The organism is Streptomyces sp. NPDC088194 (genome assembly GCF_040702025.1).
Classification (GTDB): domain Bacteria; phylum Actinomycetota; class Actinomycetes; order Streptomycetales; family Streptomycetaceae; genus Actinacidiphila.
Genome location: NZ_JBFBIV010000004.1, coordinates 135,833 through 156,706 on the forward strand (window position 1 = coordinate 135,833; position 20,874 = coordinate 156,706).

General features: G+C 74.3%; 19 protein-coding genes. 9 read left to right on the forward strand and 10 right to left on the reverse strand.

Translation table 11 applies throughout. The annotated features are described in order from the left end of the window. Nucleotides 1–163: 163 nt before the first annotated feature. Together AB0399_RS03200 and AB0399_RS03205 are read right to left on the reverse strand one after the other, a co-directional pair. Nucleotides 164–2,269: a radical SAM protein gene (locus AB0399_RS03200; protein ID WP_329371666.1), complete on the reverse strand. Its 2,106-nt coding sequence runs from the start codon at nucleotides 2,267–2,269 to the stop codon at nucleotides 164–166. 539 nt (nucleotides 2,270–2,808) lie between these two features. Beyond that, nucleotides 2,809–3,138 (reverse strand): barstar family protein, encoded by a 330-nt coding sequence (locus AB0399_RS03205; protein WP_329371668.1) that lies wholly within the window; start codon nucleotides 3,136–3,138, stop codon nucleotides 2,809–2,811. Nucleotides 3,139–3,317: 179 nt separating this feature from the next. Between AB0399_RS03205 and AB0399_RS03210 the strand changes: the two genes are divergently transcribed. Then, nucleotides 3,318–3,503, forward strand: a complete 186-nt coding sequence (locus AB0399_RS03210; protein WP_328461453.1) for a hypothetical protein — start codon at nucleotides 3,318–3,320, stop codon at nucleotides 3,501–3,503. A gap of 74 nt (nucleotides 3,504–3,577) precedes the next feature. Here the strand turns inward: AB0399_RS03210 and AB0399_RS03215 are convergent, their stop codons facing one another. The 7 genes from AB0399_RS03215 to AB0399_RS03245 form a co-directional block, all read right to left on the reverse strand. Beyond that, nucleotides 3,578–4,192: a DoxX family protein gene (locus tag AB0399_RS03215; RefSeq protein WP_329371672.1), complete on the reverse strand. Its 615-nt coding sequence runs from the start codon at nucleotides 4,190–4,192 to the stop codon at nucleotides 3,578–3,580. A 91-nt stretch (nucleotides 4,193–4,283) separates the two neighbouring features. Continuing rightward, a complete protein-coding gene (locus AB0399_RS03220; protein ID WP_366410059.1) occupies nucleotides 4,284–5,801 on the reverse strand; it encodes an amidase family protein in 1,518 nt (505 codons plus the stop codon). Next, nucleotides 5,798–7,267 (reverse strand): cytosine permease, encoded by a 1,470-nt coding sequence (locus tag AB0399_RS03225; protein ID WP_366410060.1) that lies wholly within the window; start codon nucleotides 7,265–7,267, stop codon nucleotides 5,798–5,800. The genes AB0399_RS03220 and AB0399_RS03225 overlap by 4 nt, the downstream gene beginning before the upstream one ends. After that, nucleotides 7,264–7,809 carry an oxalurate catabolism protein HpxZ gene (gene hpxZ, locus AB0399_RS03230; RefSeq protein WP_366410061.1) on the reverse strand — a complete coding sequence of 182 codons (546 nt, stop codon included), beginning with the start codon at nucleotides 7,807–7,809 and terminating at the stop codon, nucleotides 7,264–7,266. The genes AB0399_RS03225 and hpxZ overlap by 4 nt, the downstream gene beginning before the upstream one ends. 1 nt (nucleotide 7,810) lies before the next feature. Beyond that, on the reverse strand, nucleotides 7,811–8,380 hold the full coding sequence (locus tag AB0399_RS03235; protein WP_366410062.1) for a DUF1097 domain-containing protein: 570 nt from the start codon (nucleotides 8,378–8,380) through the stop codon (nucleotides 7,811–7,813). Between the two features lie 201 nt (nucleotides 8,381–8,581). Further along, nucleotides 8,582–9,853, reverse strand: coding sequence for an amidohydrolase family protein (locus AB0399_RS03240; RefSeq protein ID WP_366410063.1), 1,272 nt, complete (start codon nucleotides 9,851–9,853; stop codon nucleotides 8,582–8,584). 197 nt (nucleotides 9,854–10,050) lie between these two features. Then, a complete protein-coding gene (locus AB0399_RS03245; protein WP_329371684.1) occupies nucleotides 10,051–10,713 on the reverse strand; it encodes a GntR family transcriptional regulator in 663 nt (220 codons plus the stop codon). 70 nt (nucleotides 10,714–10,783) lie between these two features. On the opposite strand from AB0399_RS03245, the gene AB0399_RS03250 reads away from it, so the two are divergent. The 7 genes from AB0399_RS03250 (at nucleotide 10,784) to AB0399_RS03280 (ending at nucleotide 19,363) form a co-directional block, all read left to right on the forward strand. Then, nucleotides 10,784–11,917, forward strand: coding sequence for an acetamidase/formamidase family protein (locus tag AB0399_RS03250; RefSeq protein ID WP_366410064.1), 1,134 nt, complete (start codon nucleotides 10,784–10,786; stop codon nucleotides 11,915–11,917). Then, on the forward strand, nucleotides 11,914–13,149 hold the full coding sequence (locus AB0399_RS03255; RefSeq protein ID WP_366410065.1) for an amidase family protein: 1,236 nt from the start codon (nucleotides 11,914–11,916) through the stop codon (nucleotides 13,147–13,149). The genes AB0399_RS03250 and AB0399_RS03255 overlap by 4 nt, the downstream gene beginning before the upstream one ends. A 213-nt stretch (nucleotides 13,150–13,362) precedes the next feature. Further along, on the forward strand, nucleotides 13,363–14,802 hold the full coding sequence (locus tag AB0399_RS03260; RefSeq protein WP_329371689.1) for a GuaB1 family IMP dehydrogenase-related protein: 1,440 nt from the start codon (nucleotides 13,363–13,365) through the stop codon (nucleotides 14,800–14,802). 85 nt (nucleotides 14,803–14,887) lie between these two features. After that, nucleotides 14,888–15,343 (forward strand): Lrp/AsnC family transcriptional regulator, encoded by a 456-nt coding sequence (locus AB0399_RS03265; RefSeq protein ID WP_328461431.1) that lies wholly within the window; start codon nucleotides 14,888–14,890, stop codon nucleotides 15,341–15,343. Between the two features lie 283 nt (nucleotides 15,344–15,626). Continuing rightward, nucleotides 15,627–16,598: a PRC and DUF2382 domain-containing protein gene (locus tag AB0399_RS03270; protein WP_366410066.1), complete on the forward strand. Its 972-nt coding sequence runs from the start codon at nucleotides 15,627–15,629 to the stop codon at nucleotides 16,596–16,598. 231 nt (nucleotides 16,599–16,829) lie between these two features. Further along, entirely contained in the window at nucleotides 16,830–17,648 is an 819-nt protein-coding gene (locus AB0399_RS03275; RefSeq protein WP_366410067.1) for a carbon-nitrogen hydrolase family protein, read from the forward strand. After that, a complete protein-coding gene (locus AB0399_RS03280; RefSeq protein ID WP_329371695.1) occupies nucleotides 17,645–19,363 on the forward strand; it encodes an NAD(P)/FAD-dependent oxidoreductase in 1,719 nt (572 codons plus the stop codon). The genes AB0399_RS03275 and AB0399_RS03280 overlap by 4 nt, the downstream gene beginning before the upstream one ends. Here AB0399_RS03280 and AB0399_RS03285 read toward each other — a convergent pair. After that, entirely contained in the window at nucleotides 19,349–20,176 is an 828-nt protein-coding gene (locus tag AB0399_RS03285; protein WP_366410068.1) for a DUF5995 family protein, read from the reverse strand. The two genes, AB0399_RS03280 and AB0399_RS03285, sit on opposite strands and share 15 nt — an antisense overlap. A gap of 235 nt (nucleotides 20,177–20,411) precedes the next feature. Between AB0399_RS03285 and AB0399_RS03290 the strand changes: the two genes are divergently transcribed. Continuing rightward, nucleotides 20,412–20,873 carry a cupin domain-containing protein gene (locus AB0399_RS03290; protein ID WP_329374448.1) on the forward strand — a complete coding sequence of 154 codons (462 nt, stop codon included), beginning with the start codon at nucleotides 20,412–20,414 and terminating at the stop codon, nucleotides 20,871–20,873. Nucleotide 20,874: the final 1 nt, after the last annotated feature.

A 20,874-nucleotide genomic window follows, 5' to 3' on the forward strand; every position in this document is an offset into this window, starting at 1 on the left:
GAGGGTCCCGCCAGTACGGTGGACGAGCCCCGGGTACGTCGTGTGTGTCTGACCGCCCCGGGTGATCGGGGTGAACCGGCCCGAGCCCGGGGGGCGTTGGCGGAAAGCGAACGGTGCGGCGCCCGCCCCGCCGGGCGGGCGCCGCACCGATCGGTGTCGGTGACTACGCGATGTGGGACACCGCGTCCGCCTCGTCCTCGTCCATGTCGCGTTCCGGCAGCTGCTGCACGGTCAGGCTGATGTTGACATCGTGCAGGGGGCGACCGCTCGCATGCCAGACGGACAGCGTGTACGGGCTGAAGGGGTAGCGCGCACGGAACTCGGGTACCTCGACCCGGCCGTGCACGAGGCCGTCGGCCGACGAGGCCAGGCCGGACTGGGCGGGCACGTCGCCGTACGACCGCAGCACCTCGTACATCGGCGCCGGAACGGCGATGTCGTGCTGCTCCGCCTCGTGGGTGATCCCGGCCCGGAACACCGCGGCCGCGGCCATGTCCAGTTCGGTCACCCTGTCGAGTTCGGCGCGGTCCGGGAGCGGACGTCCCTGCTCGGCGAGCGCCTCGTACAGGAAGTCCACGGCGGCGCGGGCATGCCGGGCGGCGCGGCCCTCGTCGCTCACCATCCGGCGCAGTATCGCCTGGTAGTGGATCTCCTCCTGGATCATCGACCGCCCGGCGTGGCCGTAGATCGTCTTGGCGTCGAAGTTGTCCGGCTCGCGCCAGGCACGCTCGTAGTCGGCCATCAGCCAGGCCACGACCGGGTCCTCGACCTTCTCGCGCAGGAAGGTCTCGAGCAGTTGGAGCAGGTCGACCGTGCGCGCCCCGGAGGTTTCGGCGAGCACCCGCAGCGTGCAGCGCAGCAGGCACTTGTGGAAGAGCGTCAGCGGCAGCCGAAGGACGATCCCGGTGAGCCAGTCCTCGAACGGCATCCGCGAGTGCTCGGTCACCACATCGGAATACAGGTCCGTGCTGCCCGGGTCGCAGGGCATGTGCGTGGTCCTCAGACCGTGCTCGTCGCGGAACCGCTCGTGTGTGTAGTCGGTGTTGTTCAGCAGGAACAGCGGGTAGACGACGGGGGAGCCGCCGGAGGCTATCGCCTCCTCTATGCCCTCCAGGAGTGATACGAGGGTCTCACCGGGCAGGCCCCAGATGAGGTCGGTGTAGGTCGGGATGTCCAGGGCGCGGAACTGGGTCTGCATCCGGCGGTAGTGCGACACCCGGATGTTCTTCCGGTTCGCGATCTGCAGCACCTCGGCGTTGAAGGACTGCGCGGACAGCGTGATGGCGCCGGTCAGCCCCGCCTTGTACAGGATGCTGGCGATCTCCACGACGCGGCCGTTGGTGTTCTTCGCCCAGTTGGTCATCACCAGCAGCCGCTTGTTGTAGCGCTGGCACAGCTCCACCACGTGTTCGGCGATCTCGACGTCGCGGGCGAGCATGCCGAAGTTGGCGTCGGCGATGAACATCCGGGTGTTGTCGGCGCAGACCCGGATGATCCGCTCCAGTTCGGCCTTGATGCGTTCCATCGAGAACTGGCGGACCCTGGAGTTGGTGGCCCCGGTTCCCCAGTAGCAGAAGGAGCAGGAGTAGGGGCAGCCGCGGTTGGTCTCGTACACCAGCATCTGGGACCGCGCGATGTCCTCGTCGGACCAGACGTCGCCCTCGAACGGCGAGGGCAGTTCGTCGAAGTCGGCGATGCGCGGGGCCTCGGCGGTGGTCTCCACCTCGCCGTCGGTGCGAAGGAAGCTGATGCCGGGAACTTCGGCGAGTTCCTTCTCGGCGGCGGCCCGCTCCTCCTGGTGCAGGAAGACCCGCAGCAGGTCGCGGAAGCGGATCTCTCCTTCGCCGTGGACGAGGACGTCCACCCAGGGTGCCTCCGCGAACACGGCATCCTGCTGGTGCGTCACGTCGTTGCCGCCGAGCACGATGCGGCAGTTCGGCCAGCGCTCCTTGACCCTGCGGGCCAACTCCGTGGAGCTGGCCCGGTTCCAGTAGTACACCGTGAAGGCGACGGCCAAGGGGTTGTCCAGGGCGTCCAGCACCTTGGCGCAGGCGCCCTCGAAGGCGTCCCCGGCCTTCATGTACACGTGCTTGGTGAAGGAGCAGCTCGCGGCGAGCTCCGGGTCGGCCTGGGCGGCTGCCTGCATGTAGCCGAGTACGGCGCTGTAGCGGACGCTTGGCATCACGGTCAGGTCGACCAGGTGCACTTGGCGCGGCTCATCGGTGGCAGGGCGCGGACCGGGCCTGGTCGACACGTCGGCTGACGTCATTTCACAATCCTTCTCGTAATTCGGGTGCTTGGCCGGTGGGGGAGAACCCGCCGGCCGGCCGGAGCAGGCGGGCCATGGAACTCCAGACCGTGCTGGGAGTCCGCCGGCCGTCGCCGGCCGGTGGGCCCGAAGCACTGGAAATCAGGTACAGGTGTGCAACTAGAGGTGGAGCAACAGTAGTTGGTGCACACGGTACGGCGGCCCGACCCCTGATCCCGGAGACACGACGACCCGGTCCCGAAGATCTGAGAGCGCGGTCGCGAGGGGAAGTCCGCATTGCCCTGCCGACCGGGATGGACACCTGCCGGGGCCCTCACCCGGCACGGCGGCCGGGATCGGAGGGGTGGCCAGCGGCGTGACCCTCCGGGGTGCGTGGTTCCGTCGGTTGCGGGATCACCCGCCGGTGGCGGGCTGCTCGCGCGGTTCTCCCGGAGCTTCGCCTGGGTGGGGGCGCCCCCGGCGGAGCCAGGTACCCGCACGCGCCCCTTCAGGGCGCACCCTTCTTCCGGGGAAGAGGCCGCACCACCCCAGAGGGTCCGCTAGCCACCCGAAGCCGCGGTGTCGGCGGGGTCCTCGCCTTCCACGATGACGGCCAGTTCGCTGTCGGTGTGGCGCCAGAAGAGTTCGGCGTCCCGGAGGATGTCCTTGACGATCCGCCACTCCCGCGGGAGTTCCGCGGCGAAACCCTGCCAGTTGCGCACGTGCAGCCGCCGGCCGCCCGGCTCGACCGGCCACCAGGACAGGTCGGTGAGGCAGTCCGCGAGCGCGTCCCAGTTGCGCCCGAACCAGTCGGGCAACCGCAGGTCGGCGGAGACCCGGTCCATGAACTCCTGCCGGTCGCCCACTCCGGCCAGATCGAGCACGAGCATGCGCCGATGCTGCCACAGCCCGGCGCGAAGTCCCTGGTGATCGCGGGTGCGCCGCGCCGTGTCCCCCGATACGGCGGCGGCCGGACCGCAGGAGCGGCGCGGCGGCGCGCATCTTCCTGTGGCACGCCTGTGACCGGAAGGCGACCGTCCGCCGCGCCGCGCCCTCTACGATCGACGCCATGCATCTCGGGGGACTGACACGCGTACACGGCCACAGCTACCACCATCACCACAGCTACGGCAGCGGCAGCGGTAGCGGCGGGGGCTCGGGGGGCCTGTCGACGGTCTTCGTGGTGCTGCTGGTCATCGTGGCCGTCGTCGCGCTCGCGGTGTGGGCGGGCAAGCGCCGGGGCGGCGACAGTTGAGCGGCGAGAGTTGAGCGGCGACGGCTGAGCGGCCCGCCCCCGGACCAAGGGGAGCGGGGGCACCCAGATCCGGGTCAGGCCCCGGGCAGGCGGTCGCGGACGTCGACGGCGAACTCCTTCACCTCGTCGGCGAGGTCCTTCACACCGTCGGTGACGCTCTCGACCGCGTGGTGCAGGGAGTCGCCCGCGTCGGAGGCGGCATGGCGGGTGCGGTAGGCCAGCGACGGCTTGCCGTGCGTGTCGGCCGCGGCCAGCAGCAGACCGCCGAGCAGCGAGACGTCCTGGTAGAAGCGGGCCCGCTCGCGGGCGCGCTCCCGCGGGTCCTCAAGTCGCCAGTACGGCTGCTCGGTGAGCACGCGCGGCACGAGCGTCGCCGCGAGCGCGGCCGCCGACACGCGCGGGAAGCGGCCCAGGGCGAGCAGCACGCCCGCGCCGAGCCGTACCGAGCCGGTGACCAGGGCGACCTGCCGCGGGTCCTGCGCGATCCGCCGGAGCCGGTCGGCCGGCGAGAGCCCGTCGTCGGGCGCCGGAGCGCCCTGCGGGTCGTTTCGGTCGTGCGGGTCGGACCGGTCGTGCGGGATGGACGGCCCGACCGGGGCGGCTGCCGCCGACTCGCGCAGAGTGGCGAAGCCGCCGCCGACGAACGTGGTGGCGAGCAGCGGGCGGGCGAATCTCCTCAGTACGGCCATGACGCCCACCTGCCCCGAGTCGCCCGGCCCACTCCTGGCGGGGCCGATCGCGGTCGCCACCGCCGACGGCGCGCCCACCGGCGCGCCGGGTTCACGCCCCCCGGCCGACCGCCCCCCGGCCGACCGCCCTCCGGCCGGCTGTCCCTTGGGCGGCGTCCCCCGCTCGCGGACGGCGGTGCGCCCACGGCCGCGCCACCTCGTACGCCGCGGCGACCCGCAGCACGGTGCCGTCGGCGAGGTGGCGGCCGACCACCTGGAGGCCGACCGGAAGGCCGTCGCGGGTCCGGCCGGCCGGCAGGCTCACCGCGGGCTGCCCGGTCAGCGACGCGGGGTAGTTGAAGCCGATCCACGCCGTGTCGGCCACCGCGCGGCCGTCGATCCGCTCCGGCCCCTGGACGCCGACCGGAAACGGCGCCACCGCCGCGGTCGGCGTGACCAGCAGGTCGTAGCGGGACATCAGCCCGGCCATCCGGTTGGCCAGCGCCTTGCGAGCGATGTTCGCGTCCGTCAGCTCCCGCGCCGTCCACGCGCGGGTCATCCAGGCGACGAGGTGCGGTGACATCTCGGTGCCGTACCGGTCCACGAGGGCGCGCATCCCGCTCAGGTCGGTCTCGGCGGTGATCACCGCCTGGAACGCCTCCGCCGGGTCCGCCCAGCCGGGCACGACCTCCTCCACCACGCAGCCCAGGTCCGTGAAGGCGCCGACCGCCTCGCCGACCACCCGGCGCACCTCCGGGTCCACCGGCAGGTAGCCCAGGTCCGGGCTGTAGGCGACCCGCAGGCCCGCGCACCCCTCGGCGGCGCCGGCCCGCGCGGCCGCGCGCCAGTCCACGTCGCCGCAGGGAACGGAGTGCCGGTCGCGCGGATCGGGCCCGGCGAGCACCGACAGCAGCAGCGCGGTGTCGGCGACGGTCCGGGTCAGCGCACCCAGGTGCTCGACGCTCTCCCATCCGGACATGCCGGGGAAGCGCTCGTCCCGACAGCCGGGCCAGACCGGTACCCGGCCCATCGAGGGCTTCATGCCGACCAGTTCGCAGAAGGAGGCCGGCACGCGCAGCGAGCACCCGCCGTCGCTGCCCAGCGCCACCGGACCGAGCCCGGCGGCCACCGCTGCGGCCGAGCCCGCGCTGGAGCCGCCCGGGGTGAGGGACGGGGCCCAGGGGTTGCGCGTGGGCGGGAAGAGCGGGTTGTGCCCTGCCGGGCTGTAGCCGAACTCGGTCGTGTTCGTCTTCCCGAGTACCACCCCGCCCGCGCCCCTCACCCGCTCCACCACGATGTCGTCCTGGTCGGGCACGTGGTCGCGGTAGGCGGGCGAGCCCGAGGTGGTGCGGATGCCGGCCGTCGCGATCAGGTCCTTCACCCCCAGCGGCACGCCCGCCAGCGGGCCGGCCGCCTCCCCGCGGGCGAGGCGGTCCGCGAGGTCCGCCGCCTCCGCCCTGGCCCGGTCGGGCACCGGCGTGCAGAACGCCCCCAACTCCGGGTCCACCGCCTCGATCCGCTCCAGCACGGCGTCCACCACCTCGACCGGCGACAACCGCCGGGCCGCCACGGCGGCGGCCACCTCCGTGGCGGGCAGGAAGCACAGCGCGTCGCGCTCGGCGGGCGTCACCGCCGCGCCGCCCCGGCGGCGACCGCGGCGGCGGCAGGCGCGCCCGGTGCGTGCGGACGGACCCGGGCCGTCACCAGGTGGTGGCCGCCGAAGGCGCACGCGGCGACGCAGAAGCCCAGCAGGGCGTCGAGCGAGCCGGGCTCCAGGTGGTGCAGCAGCCAGGCGGCGCCCGAACCGGCCGCCCAACTCGCCGTCGCGGGCCACCGCAGCCCGTGGTCCCGGCGGGCCGGCACGCCACCGGCCTGGGCCGCGGGGAGGCCGGGACCACCGGCCGCGGTGACGGCTCCGGTGACAGCTCCGGTGCCGGCCGCGGTGTCGGCTCCGGGCGCCGTGGTGGCGGAGCCCGCGGCCTCCCCGTTCTCCGCCCGGCGCCCCAGGAACTGGTGGACGATCAGCACCGCGCCGATGGGCGGCACCAGGATGCCCAGGAGTTGCAGCCAGCTCACGATCGACGTCCACACGCCGGTGAGCGCCAGCGCGGCGCCGGCCGCGCCCAGCAGGACCGCCAGCGGGCGCATCCGCAGCGGGGTCAGCCCTGACCAGCCCACCGCCGCGTTGTAGAGGCAGTGCGCGGCGACCGAGCCCAGGTTGGCCAGGGTGAACAGCACCGCGAGCGCGGTGATCCAGCCGCCGTGCCCGTCCAGCAGCCCGAGGAAGGAGCCGCCGTCGGTGGCCGGGTGCGCGGCACCGCCCGTGGCGACCACCGCGCCGCCCACCAGGTAGGCCACGGTGTTGCCGAACGGGAAGGCCGCCGCGGTCGCGTACACGGCCGAGCGGCCGTCACGGCTCCACCGGGTGAAGTCGGCGGTCATGGTGCCGGAGTCCGCGAACCCCGCCACCACGATCCCCACCGCCGACCAGAAGGTGATGCCGTGGTCGTGGCCGCGGTACGACAGGGCGCCGCTCGCGGTGGCGCCTCCGCGGGCCGCGTACCAGAACGCCAGTCCGGCGGTGAGCAGGAAGAGCGGCACCGCGACGAGGCCGACCAGCGACAGCGCGCGGATGCCGGTGACGGTGAGGGCGACGTAGACCACCGCGCCGAGCAGGGCGCCCCACACCGGGGTCCAGCCGAGCACCTGCTGGAGCGTGGTGCCGGTCAGCCCCACCTGGTAGGAGAACCAGCCGATCACCACGGTCGCGAGCAGGCCGGTGACCAGCAGCCTGCCGCGCGGGCCGAACGCGTCGGCCGCCTGCATGGCGAAGCTGCGGCCGGTGCGGCCGGCGTGGTGGCTGAGCGCACCGACGTATCCGAGCAGGGCGAGGTTGCCGGCGAGGATGGCCCAGAACCCCTCGCGCAGGCCGAGGTTGTACACGATCAGGCCGCCGAAGACGGCGTTGCCCAGGCACATCGGGAAGCCGCCCCAGACACCGGCGACCGACAGCAGGCTCTTGCGGGCGCCCGGTGGCACGGCGGTGTGCTCGTACTCCGCCCCCGTGCCGGCGGCGGGGCGATCGGGTCCGGTCACGGTCGGGTCCCCTGTTCGTCGGTCGGATGGTCCGGTGCATACACCCGCGGCGGCTGCGCGCGGGACGGTGGGACGGGTACGGGCGGGCGCGGGCGCGGGTGCGGGGATACGGGCGCGGGCCGGTCGGTCCCGGCGCCGGGGCGCTGGGAGACGTGCGCGGCCACGACCCGCCAGCCCTCGGGGAGCCGCACCCAGGTCTGGGACTGCCGGCCCACCCCCGGGACTCCGGCACGTACGAACACGGTCGTGGTGACCGCGAAGTCGGTGCCGAAGGTGGTGACTTCGATGCGGGTGCGGGTCCGATCCAGCCCGGCGGCCGGGCGGCCACGGCGGAAGGCCGCGATCTCCTCGGCGCCGAACAGCTCCTCCGTCGCGCCGAGCCGCACCGTGTGCGGGCCGTCCCAGAACAGCGCGTCGAGGACCGGGATGTCGTTGCCGGTCAGCGCGGCTTCGTACGCGTCCGCGAGCGCGGTCACCTCGGCGACGACGTCCGGGTGGTTGATCCGCGCACCCGGGGGGTGGGCGGGCACGTCGGCGGCCATGTCAGCGGGCCCGTACGGGGGACGGGCCGGCGGGCGCGGGGTGTGCCGCGGTCGCGGTGCCGGCCGGCTCGGCGCGGGCGAAGGTGAGCCGGCCGGCGAGGTAGGCGTAGACCGGGCCGAGCGCGTTCATGGCCACCACGCTCACCCAGGCCGCCCAGACGCTTCCCGCGTGGTAGCCGAAGCCGCCGAAGAACGTGGCGAAGTAGGAGGCGAAGCCGAGGAACATCCCCGGCACCAGCGAGGTCGCCCGGAGCCGGCCGGCGTACATCAGGGCCGTGTTGAGCACCAGGATGATCGCGGCGAGCAGCGCGTCCTGGGCCCAGCGGCCGCTGCTCACGTGCGGCCCGAGGTGCTGGTCGGCCAGCACGATGGCGAGCGCGAACGCCGAGCCCACCGGCATCGCGGCCCACAGCCGTGCGGCGTTGGCCAGGCTGAGCGGGCCCATCAGGTGCAGCCCGGCCCAGGAGACGAAGATCGCCCATGGCGGCAGGTTCAGGGCGGTGCCGCCGACGAAGGCGGTGGTGGCGGCGAGGACGGAGGCGGCGATCTCGTGCGGGACGCGTTCGCGCATGGCGGGCTCCTGGCGGGATGCGGTCGGGGTGAGGAGGGCTGCGGTGAGGAGGGCTGCGGTGCGGTGGGACGTGGTGCGGTGGGGTCCCGGCGCGAGCGAGGCGAGCCACCGGGCGGCGGCGCGGGCGCGCGGCGGGCGGAGAGCGCGCGGAGGGGGAGGGACCGAGGGGCGGAAGGGGCGGAGGGACGGTCGGACGGGAGGTCAGACGGCCTGCGGCACCCGCGCGTCGAGGACTTCGCTGGTACGGGTGGTGCGGGCCACGATCCGACCCCGCTTGACGACGTAGCGCCGGTCCGGGCGGTCGGTGAGGGCGTCCTCGCGGCGCCGGGTACCGAGCACCACGAGGTCGGCGCGGGCGCCGGGCCGCAGCCCGTAGTCCGCGTCGGTGCCGGTGATCCGGGCGGCGTCGGTGGTGGCCATCCGCAGGATGCGCTCGGTGTCGGCGGGGCTGCCCATGTGACAGGTCTGCGCCAGCAGCAGGCCGATGTCGAGCAGGTCGGCGTTGCCGAACGGGGTGAAGGCGTTGCGGATGTTGTTCGAGGAGAAGCCGGTCAGCACGCCCGCGTCGAGCAGTTCGCGGACCGGGGTGACGCCTCGGCGTACGGCCTGGGGGTCGGCGCGGCCGCCCAGGTGCAGGTCGGTGGCGGGCAGCGCGACCACCGCGACGCCGGCCTCGGCGAGGCGGGCGATCACCCGGGCGCGCTCGGCCGGCGGCCGGCCGGCGAGCGAGGTGACGTGGCCGAGCGTCACCCGGCCGGCCATGCCGTGCTGCTCGGTCGCGTCGGCGACGGCCTCGGCCAGCGCGAAGCGGGCGTCGCCCGCGTCGTCGGCGAAGTCGGCGTGCAGGTCGGCCGGCACCCGGAACTCGGCGGCCAGCGCGAACACGGTGTCGATGTGCCGTCGGCACGCGTCGAGGTCGCCCTCGTTGTACGCGCAGCCGCCCACCACGTCCGCCCCGCGCAGCAGCGACTCGCGCAGCAACGCGTACGTACCCGGGGCCCGTTCGATGCCCTCCTGGGGGAACGCCACGACCTGGAGGTCCACCAGGTGCCGGTGCGACTCGCGCAGTTCGAGCATCACGTCCAGGCCGGTCAGGCCCGCCAGCGGGTCCACGTCGGGGTGCGCCCGGATCAGCGTGGTGCCGTTCGCCACCGCCCACCGCAGCACCCGCTCGGCGCGGGCGCGTACCGACTGCGGGGTGAAGTCCCGCTTCAGCGCGCCGGTGACCTCGATCGCGCCGGCGAGGGTGCCCGACAGGTTGGGGCGGTCCCGGTCCAGCAGGGCCTTGTCCAGGTGCAGATGGGCTTCGATCAGGCCGGGCAGCACCACGAGACCGTCGCAGTCGACCGTCTCCGCCGCGGCGGCGTCCGCGGGTATCGCGCCCACCGCCGCGATCAGGCCGCCCGTGACCGCGATGTCCACGAGGTCTTCTCTTTCGGCGATCTTCGCGCGACGCAGTACGAGGTCGAACACGGGACGCTCCTTCCGGGTTCCGCGGCAGCGGATTCGGGCTCCTGGAAGGTGTATACAAATGGCTGATTACACGGTTCGGCGCATTTCGATGACGGCCGTGTTTCCGTGTCCTCTCCACCCGGCGCGCGCGGTCGCGGCAGCGCCGGGTGGACGTGATCGGCCCGGGCGGGCCGCGCCGGTCCGGGCCGCGGGGAGGATCAGGAGCGCCGCCGCAGGCGGTACGCCGCCTGCGCCTTCCGGATGTGCTCGGCGACCCGCTCCCGGGCCTGCTCGGGTTCGCGGTCGCGCAGCGCCCGGACGATGCCCTCGTGCTCGTCCCAGGACTCCGCCGCCCGCCGCGGAAGGCCGAGTGAATACACCCACGAGATCTTGTAGCCGAGCTGCGCCACGAGAGCGGCGAGCGTCGGGCTCCCCGACGCCTCCGCGAGCACCTGGTGGAAGCGGGTGTTGAGGGCGGCCAGTCCGGCCGGCCCGACGGCCGATCCGGCCGCCAGCGCCTCACGGGCCTCGGCGATCAGCAGTTCCAGGGTGGCGAGTTGTACGGGTGTGCGGCGCAGCGCCGCCCGCTCCGCGCCGAAGGGCTCCATCAACAGCCTTATCCCGAGCAGGTCCTCCGCCTCGGCCTCGCTCAACTCGGCCACGAAGGTGCCCGCGTACGGCCGCGAGTGGACGAAGCCCTCCGACTCCAGGGTGCGCAGCGCCTCCCGGACCGGGATGCGCGAGACCCGGTAGCGCGTCGCCAGCCCCTCCTCGGTCAACCGCTCGCCGGGCGCGAACACGTGGCCGACGACGTCGGCCCTGATCGCCGCGCACACCGTCTGCGTGGTGTCGCGCCGCCGCACCGCACTCCGCTCGGTCATCCGGCCGCCTCTCCCGTCTCCGTCGCTGCGTTAACCGACGTGTAACAGTTGTATGCAAAGGTCCCCGGCCATGAGCGTACTTCAGCCGTACGAGGGCGGGACCGACGGCTCGGTGTATCTCGCCGCGGACCGGAAGTCGACCTGCTGGGGCCTGTTGCCGAACGCCGCGAGCCGCCCCGTCCTGACCGTCGCGCCGGGCACCGCGCTGTGCCTGGACACCGTCAGCCACGAGGGCATCCTCCCGGACCAGGGCGCGGACCCGGCCGCCTTCTTCGCCGCCGCGGGCATCCCGGCCGGCCGGGTCCTGCGGGACGCGGCCGAACTCGCCGCCACCGCGCGGCCGTTCGACCCGGCGCGGCGCGGCCCGCACGTGGTCACCGGCCCGGTGGCCGTCGCCGGCGCCCGGCCCGGTGACGTCCTGGAGGTGGAGGTGCTGCGGCTGCGGCGCCGCACCGCGTACGGCGTGATCAGCAACCGGCACGGCCGGGGCGCGCTGCCCGGCGAGTACCCGGCGCCGCCGCCCGGCCACCCCGACGGCGCGCCGGTGCCGACCGTCAGCCTCGTCGCGCACGTGGACGACGACGGCCTGGGCCGGCTCCCGGTCGGCGACGGCCGCGCCGTGCGGTTCCCCCTCGCGCCGTTCCTCGGCATCATGGGCGTCGCCGCCGCGACCGAGCGGCCCGTGCACTCCGTGCCGCCGGGCCCGCACGGCGGCAACCTGGACATCCGCCTGCTCACCGAGGGCGCCCGGCTGTTCCTGCCCGTGCAGGTACCCGACGCGCTGTTCTACGCGGGCGACCCGCACTTCTCCCAGGGCGACGGCGAGGTCGCCCTCACCGCCTTCGAGGCACCGCTGCGCGCGACCGTACGGCTCGTCCTGCACTCCGACCCGGCCACCCGCCGGCTGGCCGCGCGCCTTGCCGGGCCGTACGCCGAGACCGCCGGGCACCACCTCGTCACCGGCCTGGACACCGACCTGGACGAGGCGGTCCGCAAGGCGACCCGCGCCGCGCTCGGGTATCTCGCCGAGCGGTGCGCGCTGCCCGCCCCGGTCGCGCTGGCCTACCTCAGCGCCGCGGTCGACGTGCGGATCTCGCAGGTCGTGGACGACGTGAAGGGCGTCCACATCTGCCTGCCGAAGGCCGATCTGGCGCCCCTGCTCACCGGGCCGTCCGGCCCCGGCGCGGGGACGATACCCGCATGACGCCCGCACCGCTGATCGACCCGTTCGTGCCCTGGCTCCCGGCGGACACCGCCCCGGCCGAGGTCCCCGCCGCCGGCACCGCCGACCAGGACGGACCGGTCGCGCTCGCCGGGGCACGGCTCGCGGTCAAGGACGTCATCGACGTCCAGGGCGCGCCCACCGGCAGCGGCCACCCGCTGCTGCTCGCCGCCGCGGCGCCGGCCCCCGCGCACGCCGCCGCCGTCGCGCGCCTGCTGTCCGCGGGCGCCCGGTACGCCGGAAAGACCCACACCGACGAACTCGCCTACAGCCTCGGCGGCACCAACGCCCACTACGGCACCCCCGCCAACCCCGCCGCACCGGGCCGGCTGACCGGAGGCAGTTCCAGCGGCACCGCGGCGGCCGTCGCCGGCGGCCTCGCCGACGTCGGGCTCGGCACCGACACGGCGGGCTCGATCCGGGTGCCCGCCTCGTACTGCGGCCTGTACGGGCTGCGCCCCACCCACGCGCGCGCCGACCGGCGGGGCATCGCGCCCCTGGCGCCGTCGTTCGACACCCCGGCGCTGCTCACCCGGACCCTGCCGCTGCTCACCGAGGCCGCCGCGGCGCTCCTCGCCGGCACCCCGCGCGACGACCGGCCGGTGCGGCGCGTCCTGGTCCCCGCCGACCTGTGGGGGTGTGCCGCCGACGGTGTCCGCGCCGCGCTGCGCCCCCGCGCGGACCGTCTCGGACCGGCGCTCGGCGTCCCGCTGGACGCGGCGCCGCTGTTCTCGGACGGTGCCCCGTGCGCCCACGCGGACGCCCGGGACGCCTTCACCCTGGTCCAGGCGGCGGAGGTGTGGCGCGCGCACGGCCCGTGGGTGCGCCGCGCCCGGCCCGTCTTCGGACCCCACGTCGCCGAGCGGCTGGCCCGGGCCGAGCGCGTGACCCCGGAGGCCGAGGCCGCGGCCCGCGCCACCGTGGCCCGGCTGGCCTCCTGGCTGCACCACCGCCTGGACGGCGCGATCCTGGCGATTCCCGCGACCCCCACCCCCGCCCCGCCCTATGGCACCTCCGTCCCCGCCTCGGGCGACCGTGCCGCCCTGCTCGCCCTGACCTGCGTGGCCGGGCTGGGCGGTCTGCCGGCCCTCACCCTCCCCGTCGCCCGGGTCGGCGGCCTTCCCGTCGGCCTGTGCCTGCTGGGCGGGCCCGGCGCCGACGAGTGCCTGCTTCGCACGGCGCCGGCCCTCCGGCGGTCCGGGAGCGCCGGGTGAGGCGGGGGAACTCCTGGCGCCCCCGGGAGGTCTTCGGAGAAAGCCACAAAACGCGACCGCGGGGAATCGGGCAAACCGACGAAGGCACCTCCGCCGGGTCCCGTGACCAGCGGATTTCGGGGATGATGGGCCGAGGAGCCGCAGCCGGGCCAGTCCCCGGCCCGTGCTGACTCCCCGCCCGCCCCAGTTGAACCCGCAGGTGAGAGAGTCGGTATGCGTTTCCTCAACGATGTCCAGCCCCCGTACGACCTGACGTACGACGATGTGTTCATGGTGCCCGGCCGCAGCGCCGTGGGCTCCCGGCAGGCGGTGGACCTGCGCGCGCCCGACGGCACCGGCACCACGATCCCGTTGGTCGTGTCGAACATGACCGCGATCGCCGGCCGCCGGATGGCCGAGACGGTCGCCCGCCGCGGCGGCCTGACCGTCATCCCGCAGGACATCCCGATCGACGTGGTCACCGAGGTCATCGGCTGGGTCAAGCAGCGCCATCTCGTGCTCGACACGCCGATCACCCTGGCGCCGTCGCAGACCGTCGCCGACGCGCTCTCGCTGCTGCCCAAGCGCGCGCACGGCGCCGGCGTCGTGGTGGAGGACGGCCGCCCGGTCGGCGTCGTCACCGAGGCCGACCTCACCGGCGTGGACCGCTTCACCCAGCTGTCCGAGGTGATGTCCCGGGACCTGCTGGTCCTCGACGCGGACCTCGACCCCCGGGACGCCTTCCACCGCCTGGACAACGCGCACCGCCGGATCGCCCCGGCCGTCGACGCCGACGGGCGGCTGGCCGGCATCCTCTCCCGCACCGGCGCGCTGCGCGCCACCCTCTACCAGCCGGCCGTGGACGCCGACGGCCGGCTGCGGATAGCCGCCGCGGTCGGTATCAACGGCGACGTGGCGGGCAAGGCGAAGCAGCTCCTGGACGCGGGCGTCGACACGCTCGTGGTCGACACCGCGCACGGCCACCAGGAGTCGATGCTCGCCACGGTGCGCGCGGTGCGCGCCCTCGACCCCCGGGTGCCGATCGTGGCCGGCAACGTGGTCGCGGCGGACGGCGTGCGCGACCTGATCGAGGCCGGCGCGGACATCGTCAAGGTCGGCGTCGGGCCCGGCGCCATGTGCACCACCCGCATGATGACCGGGGTGGGGCGGCCGCAGTTCTCGGCGGTGCTGGAGTGCGCGGCCGAGGCGCGGCGGCTGGGCAAGCACGTGTGGGCCGACGGGGGCGTGCGGCACCCGCGCGACGTCGCCATGGCGCTCGCGGCCGGCGCGTCCAACGTGATGATCGGCTCCTGGTTCGCCGGGACCCACGAGTCCCCCGGGGACCTCCAGCAGGCGGCCGACGGCCGGCTGTACAAGGAGTCGTTCGGCATGGCCTCCGCCCGCGCGGTGCGCAACAGGACCAGCGACGAGTCGGCGTACGACCGGGCGCGCAAGGCGCTGTTCGAGGAGGGCATCTCCACGTCGCGGATGTTCCTCGACCCGGCCCGGCCCGGGGTGGAGGACCTGATCGACTCGATCGTGGCGGGCGTGCGCAGCTCCTGCACGTACGCGGGCGCGGCCTCGCTGGAGGAGTTCGCCGAGCGCGCCGTCGTCGGGGTGCAGAGCGCCGCGGGGTACGCCGAGGGCAAGCCGCTCTACGCCAGCTGGTCGTAGCGCCGCTGGTCGCAGGGGTGCCGGTGCCGCCGCCGACCGGACCCGGCGGCCCGGGGGACAGGGGGCGCCGTGGCACACTCCCGCTGTGGCGCTCAATGAGATCGACGAACGGATCGTGCACGCCCTGGCCGCCGACGCGCGCCGCTCCTACGCGGACATCGGCTCCGAGGTGGGGCTGTCGGCACCCGCGGTGAAACGGCGGGTGGACCGGCTGCTGGCGGCGGGCGCGATCACGGGGTTCACCGTACGGGTGGACCCCGCGGCGCTCGGCTGGCAGACCGAGGCGCTGGTGGAGCTGTACTGCCGGCACAACACGTCGCCCGCGGACATCCGGCGCGGCCTGGCGCGCTATCCGGAGGTGGCGTCCGCGTCGACCGTGACGGGCGACGCGGACGCGGTGGTGCAGGTCTTCGCCGCCGATGTGCGCCACTTCGAGCAGGTGCTGGAGCGGATCGCGGGGGAGCCGTTCGTCAGCCGGACCCGCTCCGTGCTGGTGCTCTCGCCGCTGTTGCGCCGCTACGGTGCCGCGGGCCCTTCCTGAGCCGCGGGTCCCTCCTGAGCCGCAGGTCCCTTCCGAACCCGGGGCCGCTCCTGGGCCGCAGGTCCCTTCCGAACCCGGGGCCGCTCCTGGGCCGCGGGCCCCTTCCCGGCCCCGGGTCCCCGGGATTCCGAGCGCTCCGAGCCCTTCGCGAGAGCCCGCTCGGCGCCCGAATCCCGCCCCGGAATGTCCCTATTGGGATGAGTGGATATGTTTTGCCCGTCCCAATGGGGTAACGCGGTGAAGTGAGGCCGGGAAAACGGCCCCGGCAGCCCGAGGAGGCGACATGATCACGCGCGAGCAGATTCCCCAAGTCGTGGGCCATCCCGTCCATGACACTCAGGGGAAGAAGATCGGCGATGCCAAGCACATGTACCTGGACGACGCCACCGGCCTTCCGGAATGGGTGACGGTCAAAACCGGCTTCTTCGGCAACAACGAGACGTTCGTGCCGACCCGCGCCGCGAAGATCGTGCAGGACCACGTCGAGGTGCCGTACGAGAAGGACAAGGTCAAGGGCGCGCCCAACGTGGACGTGGACTCCGGTGGCCACCTGTCCGCGGAGGAGGAGCGGCACCTGTACCGCTACTACGGCCTGGAGACCCGGGGCGGCTCGGGCGACACCGGGGAGAAGGCCGCGGCGGCCGGTGGCATGGCCGGGGCGGCCGGTGCCGCGGGCCGGGGCCGGCAGGCACGCGGTGACACGGCGGACTCGGGCGCCGCGACCGCGAAGGCCACCGACACGGAGATGTCCGGCAGCGAGGCGGGCACCGGTACCGCCGCCTACGCGGCCGGCCCCACCGGAGCGGCCGAGCGGCTCGGCTCCGGGGACGCGCGGGCCATGGACACCGACGAGGCGATGACCCGCTCCGAAGAGGAGATGCACGTCAGGGTCGAGCGCCAGACGAGCGGCCGGGCACGGCTGCACAAGTACGTCGACGTCGAGGAGGTCGAGCAGACCGTACCGATCGCCCACGAGGAGGTCCGGCTCGAACGGATGCCGATCACCGAGGCGGACCGCGACGCCCGCGCCGGCGACATCAGCGAGGCCGAGCGGGTCGTCACCCTCCACGAGGACAAGGCCGTGGTCGAGACCGAGGTCGTGCCGAAGGAGCGCGTGCGGATGCGCGTCGAGGAGCACACCGAGCAGCGCAAGGTGCACGGCAGGGTCCGCAAGGAGCGGATCGAGTCCGAGATGAGCGGCGAGCCCGGCACCGAACGCGCCACCAAGTCCACCGACGAGGAGGGCCTGACCTGACAGCCGCCCCTCGCGTCAAAGCCCGGGCGCCCACCCCCGAACCGGGGGTGGGCGCCCGCGTCGCGCAACGGATCGCCGTTTTCGCGCCTCAGGACGCAACGGATCGGGGCCACAGGCGCAATGTTCGCGTCTTGTCGCTCCCGCGGGAGGGCACGTAGCGTCCTGGAGGGGACCGGTTGAGCTGCGGAAAAGCCGCTGCGGACCGGATCGGTCACCAGGAAGCGGGGAACCGTGGAAGCGTTGCGGACAGGGCTGCTGCAAGGGCCCGGCGGGCTGCCCGCGAGCACCGCGGCGAGCCTCGCGGCGCTGGAGACGGCCGCCGCAGAGGCGGCCGGACGCGGCGCACGGCTGCTGGTGACCGGGGAGATGTTCCTGACCGGCTACGCCCTCGGGGACGCGGTCGCCGAAGCGGCCGAGCCGGCCGGCGGGGCCGCGGCCCAGCACATCGCCGGCATCGCCGCACGGCACGCCATCGCCATCGTGCACGGCTACCCCGAGCGGGACGGCGCGCACGTCTACAACGCCGCCCGGCTCACCGGCCCCGACGGCACCGCGCTGGCCGACTACCGCAAGACCCACCTCTTCGGCGACTACGAGCGCTCCGTGTTCACCCCCGGCGACCGCCCGCTGGTCCAGGCCACCCTGGACGGCGTCCGGATCGGCCTGCTGATCTGCTACGACGTCGAGTTCCCCGAAGCGGTACGCGCGCACGCCCTGGCCGGCACCGAACTGCTCGCCGTACCCACCGCGTTGATGCGCCCGTACGAGTTCGTCGCCGAAACGCTGCTGCCGGCCCGCGCGTTCGAGAACGGCCTGCACATCGCGTACGCCAACCGCTGCGGCCTGGAGGGCGAGTACGACTTCGCCGGCGGAAGCTGCCTGGCCGGGCCGGACGGCGCGGTGCGCGCCCGGGCCGGCGCCGGACCCGAACTCCTCGTCGCCGACGCCGACATGGAGCTGCTGCGCGCCACCCGCGAGCAGAACCCGTACCTGACCGACCGCCGCCCCGAGCTGTACGGCTCGCTCGCCGCCAGGAGAACCGCCCCATGACGTCCGTGCCCACCGCCATCCACGACGAAGGGCACGTCCGGGCCCAGGCCGAACCGCCCATCACGATGTTCGGCCCCGACTTCCCCTTCCCCTACGACGACTTCCTCGCGCACCCCGCCGGGCTCGGCGCGGTGCCGCCGGCCGCCCACGGCACCGAGGTCGCCGTGATCGGCGGCGGCCTGTCCGGCCTGGTGACCGCCTACGAGCTGATGCGGATGGGCCTGCGGCCGGTGCTCTACGAGGCCGACGAGATCGGCGGCCGGCTGCGCACCGTCGCCTTCGACGGGTTCGGCGCCGTCGGCGAGGACGGCGCGCTGACCGCGGAGATGGGCGCGATGCGCTTCCCGCCGTCGTCCACCGCGCTGCGCCACTACATCGACCTGGTGGGGCTGACCACCAAGCCGTTCCCCAACCCGCTGGCGCCCTGCACCCCTTCGACGGTCGTCGACCTCAAGGGGCAGTCGCACTACGCCACGTCGGTCGACGACCTGCCCGAGGTCTACCACCAGGTGATGCGCGCCTGGAACGCCTGCCTGGAGGAGGGCGCGGACTTCTCCGCGATGCAGCAGGCGCTGCGCACCAGGGACGTGCCGCGGATCAGGGAGATCTGGTCCGCGCTGGTCGAGCGGCTGGACAACCAGACCTTCTACGGATTCCTGTGCGCCGCACCGGCGTTCGCGTCGTTCCGGCACCGGGAGATCTTCGGCCAGGTCGGCTTCGGCACCGGCGGCTGGGACACCGACTTCCCCAACTCGATCCTGGAGATCCTGCGAGTCGTCTACACCGGCGCCGACGACGATCACCACAGCATCGTCGGCGGCAGCCGGCAACTCCCGCTGCGGCTGTGGGAACGCGAGCCGGACAAGCTGCTGCACTGGCCGCGCGGTACCTCGCTGCGCTCCCTGCACGGCGGCACCCCGCGCCCGGCGGTCACCGGACTGCACCGCACCGCGGGCAACCGGATCACCGTCACCGACGCGACCGGCGACATCCGCAGCTACCGCGCCGCGGTGTTCACCGCGCAGAGCTGGATGCTGCTGTCGAAGATCGCCTGCGACGACTCGCTCTTCCCGATCGACCACTGGACCGCGATCGAGCGCACCCACTACATGGAGTCCAGCAAGCTCTTCGTGCCCGTCGACCGGCCGTTCTGGCTCGACCGGGACCCGCGCACCGGCCGCGACACGATGTCGATGACGCTCACCGACCGGATGACCCGCGGCACCTACCTGCTGGACGACGGGCCGGACCGGCCGGCGGTGATCTGCCTGTCGTACACCTGGTGCGACGACAGCTCGAAGTGGCTGCCGCTGAGCGCGCACGAGCGGATGGAGGTCATGCTCAAGTCGCTCGGCGAGATCTATCCCGGGGTCGACATCAGGAAGCACGTCATCGGCAACCCCGTCACCGTCTCGTGGGAGGACGAGCCCTACTTCATGGGCGCGTTCAAGGCCAACCTGCCCGGTCACTACCGCTACCAGCGGCGGCTGTTCACGCACTTCGTGCAGGATCTGCTCCCCGCCGACCAGCGCGGCATCTTCCTCGCCGGGGACGACGTGTCGTGGACCGCCGGATGGGCCGAGGGCGCGGTGCAGACCGCGCTCAACGCGGTGTGGGGCGTCATGCACCACCTCGGCGGCGCCACCGACCCGCTCAACCCGGGCCCCGGCGACCGCTACGACGAGATCGCGCCGGTGCTGCTACCGGAGGACTGACGCGGGCGGCTGAGCCGACGGGACCGGACGAGCCGCTGGCGCGGGCGGCGCGGGCGGTGCCTGCGGGCGGCGTGCGCGGTGGGCCGGGAACGGGGCGAGCAGCGCGTGGGCCATCAGGCCGACGGACGACTCCAGGCTCCGGACGCAGTCCTCGTACGCCTCCTGCCGGTCGCGGATCGCCCACAGCAGGCGGGCCGTGGCCCACGCGCCGTCCCGCGCGCGGGCCAGGGACCACGACGCGACGGCGTGCGTGAGCGGGTCGAGGCGCTCCAGCAGGTCGGGGCCGGGCATCAGCTCCTCCCTGACCCGGACCTCGATGGCGGTCAGCACGCCGCCGACCTCGGCGTAGTCGGCGGCGACCTCGGCGGGCACCCGGCCGGTGGCCCGGCAGGTGTCGACCACCGCGAGCGGGAGGTCGTGGCCCACGTGGGCGGTGATCCCGGCGAGGGCGAACTGGAGCGGATGGACGGTCTCGTCGGCCCGGGCCCGCAGCAGGGGCCGCCAGCAGGCGGGCGCGCACCTGTCCTCGGCGGCGCGGTGCCTGCCGCCGCCGGCCGCGCCACCCGCCGCTTCCCCGGCCTCGACCGCCGCCAGGTACCGCCCGGCGAAGAGCACGGCCAGCTCCGCCGCCTCGGGCCCGTCCGAGAACCGCCCGCCGGCGAGCCCCCGGGTGACCTCCTCGGTGACCGCCAGGTAGACCCGGTTGAACACCGCCACCCCGTCCGCCGGCGGGAGCCCCGCCGCGAGCGCCCGCATCCGCGCCACCACATCCGCCACGTCCCCCGGCGCCGTCCACTGTGCCGTCGTCGTCATCCCCCCAGCTTCCGCACCACCCCGCCGCCGCCTCCCGCGCCGCGCGGCGATGTCGCCGTGACGGCGGACCGGACCGGCGGCGTGCGGGAGGCGTGCCGACCGGTTCCGCCTGCCACGTATGGCGGTCGCGGCGGTGCCGAGGGCATGCTCGACGACGGGAAGGAAACGGCCCGGCCGCGCCGGCCGCGCCCGCCGACCGCGCCCTCGACGGCGCAGAACGGACACCGCCGTGACCATGGCCTACCTGGCACAGCCCGAACAGCAGCAGAAGCTCGAATGGCTCGACGGCGGGGAGTTCGCCGTGCTCCTCGACAGCGCGGCCACCGCCGGGCAACTGACCGTGGGACGCTTCTCCGTCCGCAAGGGCGAAGCGCCGCCGTACCACCTGCACACGCGTGAGGACGAGGTCTTCATGCTGGTCAAGGGCACCGCGCTGGTGTGGTGCGACGACGAGGAGAGGGAGCTGGCCGAGGGTGGCATCGTCTTCCTGCCGCGCAACGTCCCGCACGGCTACCGGATCACCTCCGACACCGCCGACCTGCTGATGATCTGCACGCCCGGCGGCATCGAAGGCATGTTCCGCCACGCCGGACGCGACAAGTCGGCTCCCCGCCCCGAGGGTTTCGAGATCTCCCAGGACGTCATGGCCGAGGCGGCCGACCGGTACGGCCAGATCATCCTCGGGCCGCCGCGCTGAC

Bases quoted from the DNA above. Each gene is read 5' to 3' on its own strand.
- AB0399_RS03200 (WP_329371666.1), bottom strand. From the start codon at position 2,269: ATGACGTCAGCCGACGTGTCGACCAGGCCCGGTCCGCGCCCTGCCACC.
- AB0399_RS03205 (WP_329371668.1), bottom strand. From the start codon at position 3,138: ATGCTCGTGCTCGATCTGGCCGGAGTGGGCGACCGGCAGGAGTTCATG.
- AB0399_RS03210 (WP_328461453.1), top strand. From the start codon at position 3,318: ATGCATCTCGGGGGACTGACACGCGTACACGGCCACAGCTACCACCAT.
- AB0399_RS03215 (WP_329371672.1), bottom strand. From the start codon at position 4,192: ATGGCCGTACTGAGGAGATTCGCCCGCCCGCTGCTCGCCACCACGTTC.
- hpxZ (WP_366410061.1), bottom strand. From the start codon at position 7,809: ATGGCCGCCGACGTGCCCGCCCACCCCCCGGGTGCGCGGATCAACCAC.
- AB0399_RS03235 (WP_366410062.1), bottom strand. From the start codon at position 8,380: ATGCGCGAACGCGTCCCGCACGAGATCGCCGCCTCCGTCCTCGCCGCC.
- AB0399_RS03245 (WP_329371684.1), bottom strand. From the start codon at position 10,713: ATGACCGAGCGGAGTGCGGTGCGGCGGCGCGACACCACGCAGACGGTG.
- AB0399_RS03250 (WP_366410064.1), top strand. From the start codon at position 10,784: ATGAGCGTACTTCAGCCGTACGAGGGCGGGACCGACGGCTCGGTGTAT.
- AB0399_RS03255 (WP_366410065.1), top strand. From the start codon at position 11,914: ATGACGCCCGCACCGCTGATCGACCCGTTCGTGCCCTGGCTCCCGGCG.
- AB0399_RS03260 (WP_329371689.1), top strand. From the start codon at position 13,363: ATGCGTTTCCTCAACGATGTCCAGCCCCCGTACGACCTGACGTACGAC.
- AB0399_RS03270 (WP_366410066.1), top strand. From the start codon at position 15,627: ATGATCACGCGCGAGCAGATTCCCCAAGTCGTGGGCCATCCCGTCCAT.
- AB0399_RS03280 (WP_329371695.1), top strand. From the start codon at position 17,645: ATGACGTCCGTGCCCACCGCCATCCACGACGAAGGGCACGTCCGGGCC.
- AB0399_RS03285 (WP_366410068.1), bottom strand. From the start codon at position 20,176: ATGACGACGACGGCACAGTGGACGGCGCCGGGGGACGTGGCGGATGTG.
- AB0399_RS03290 (WP_329374448.1), top strand. From the start codon at position 20,412: ATGGCCTACCTGGCACAGCCCGAACAGCAGCAGAAGCTCGAATGGCTC.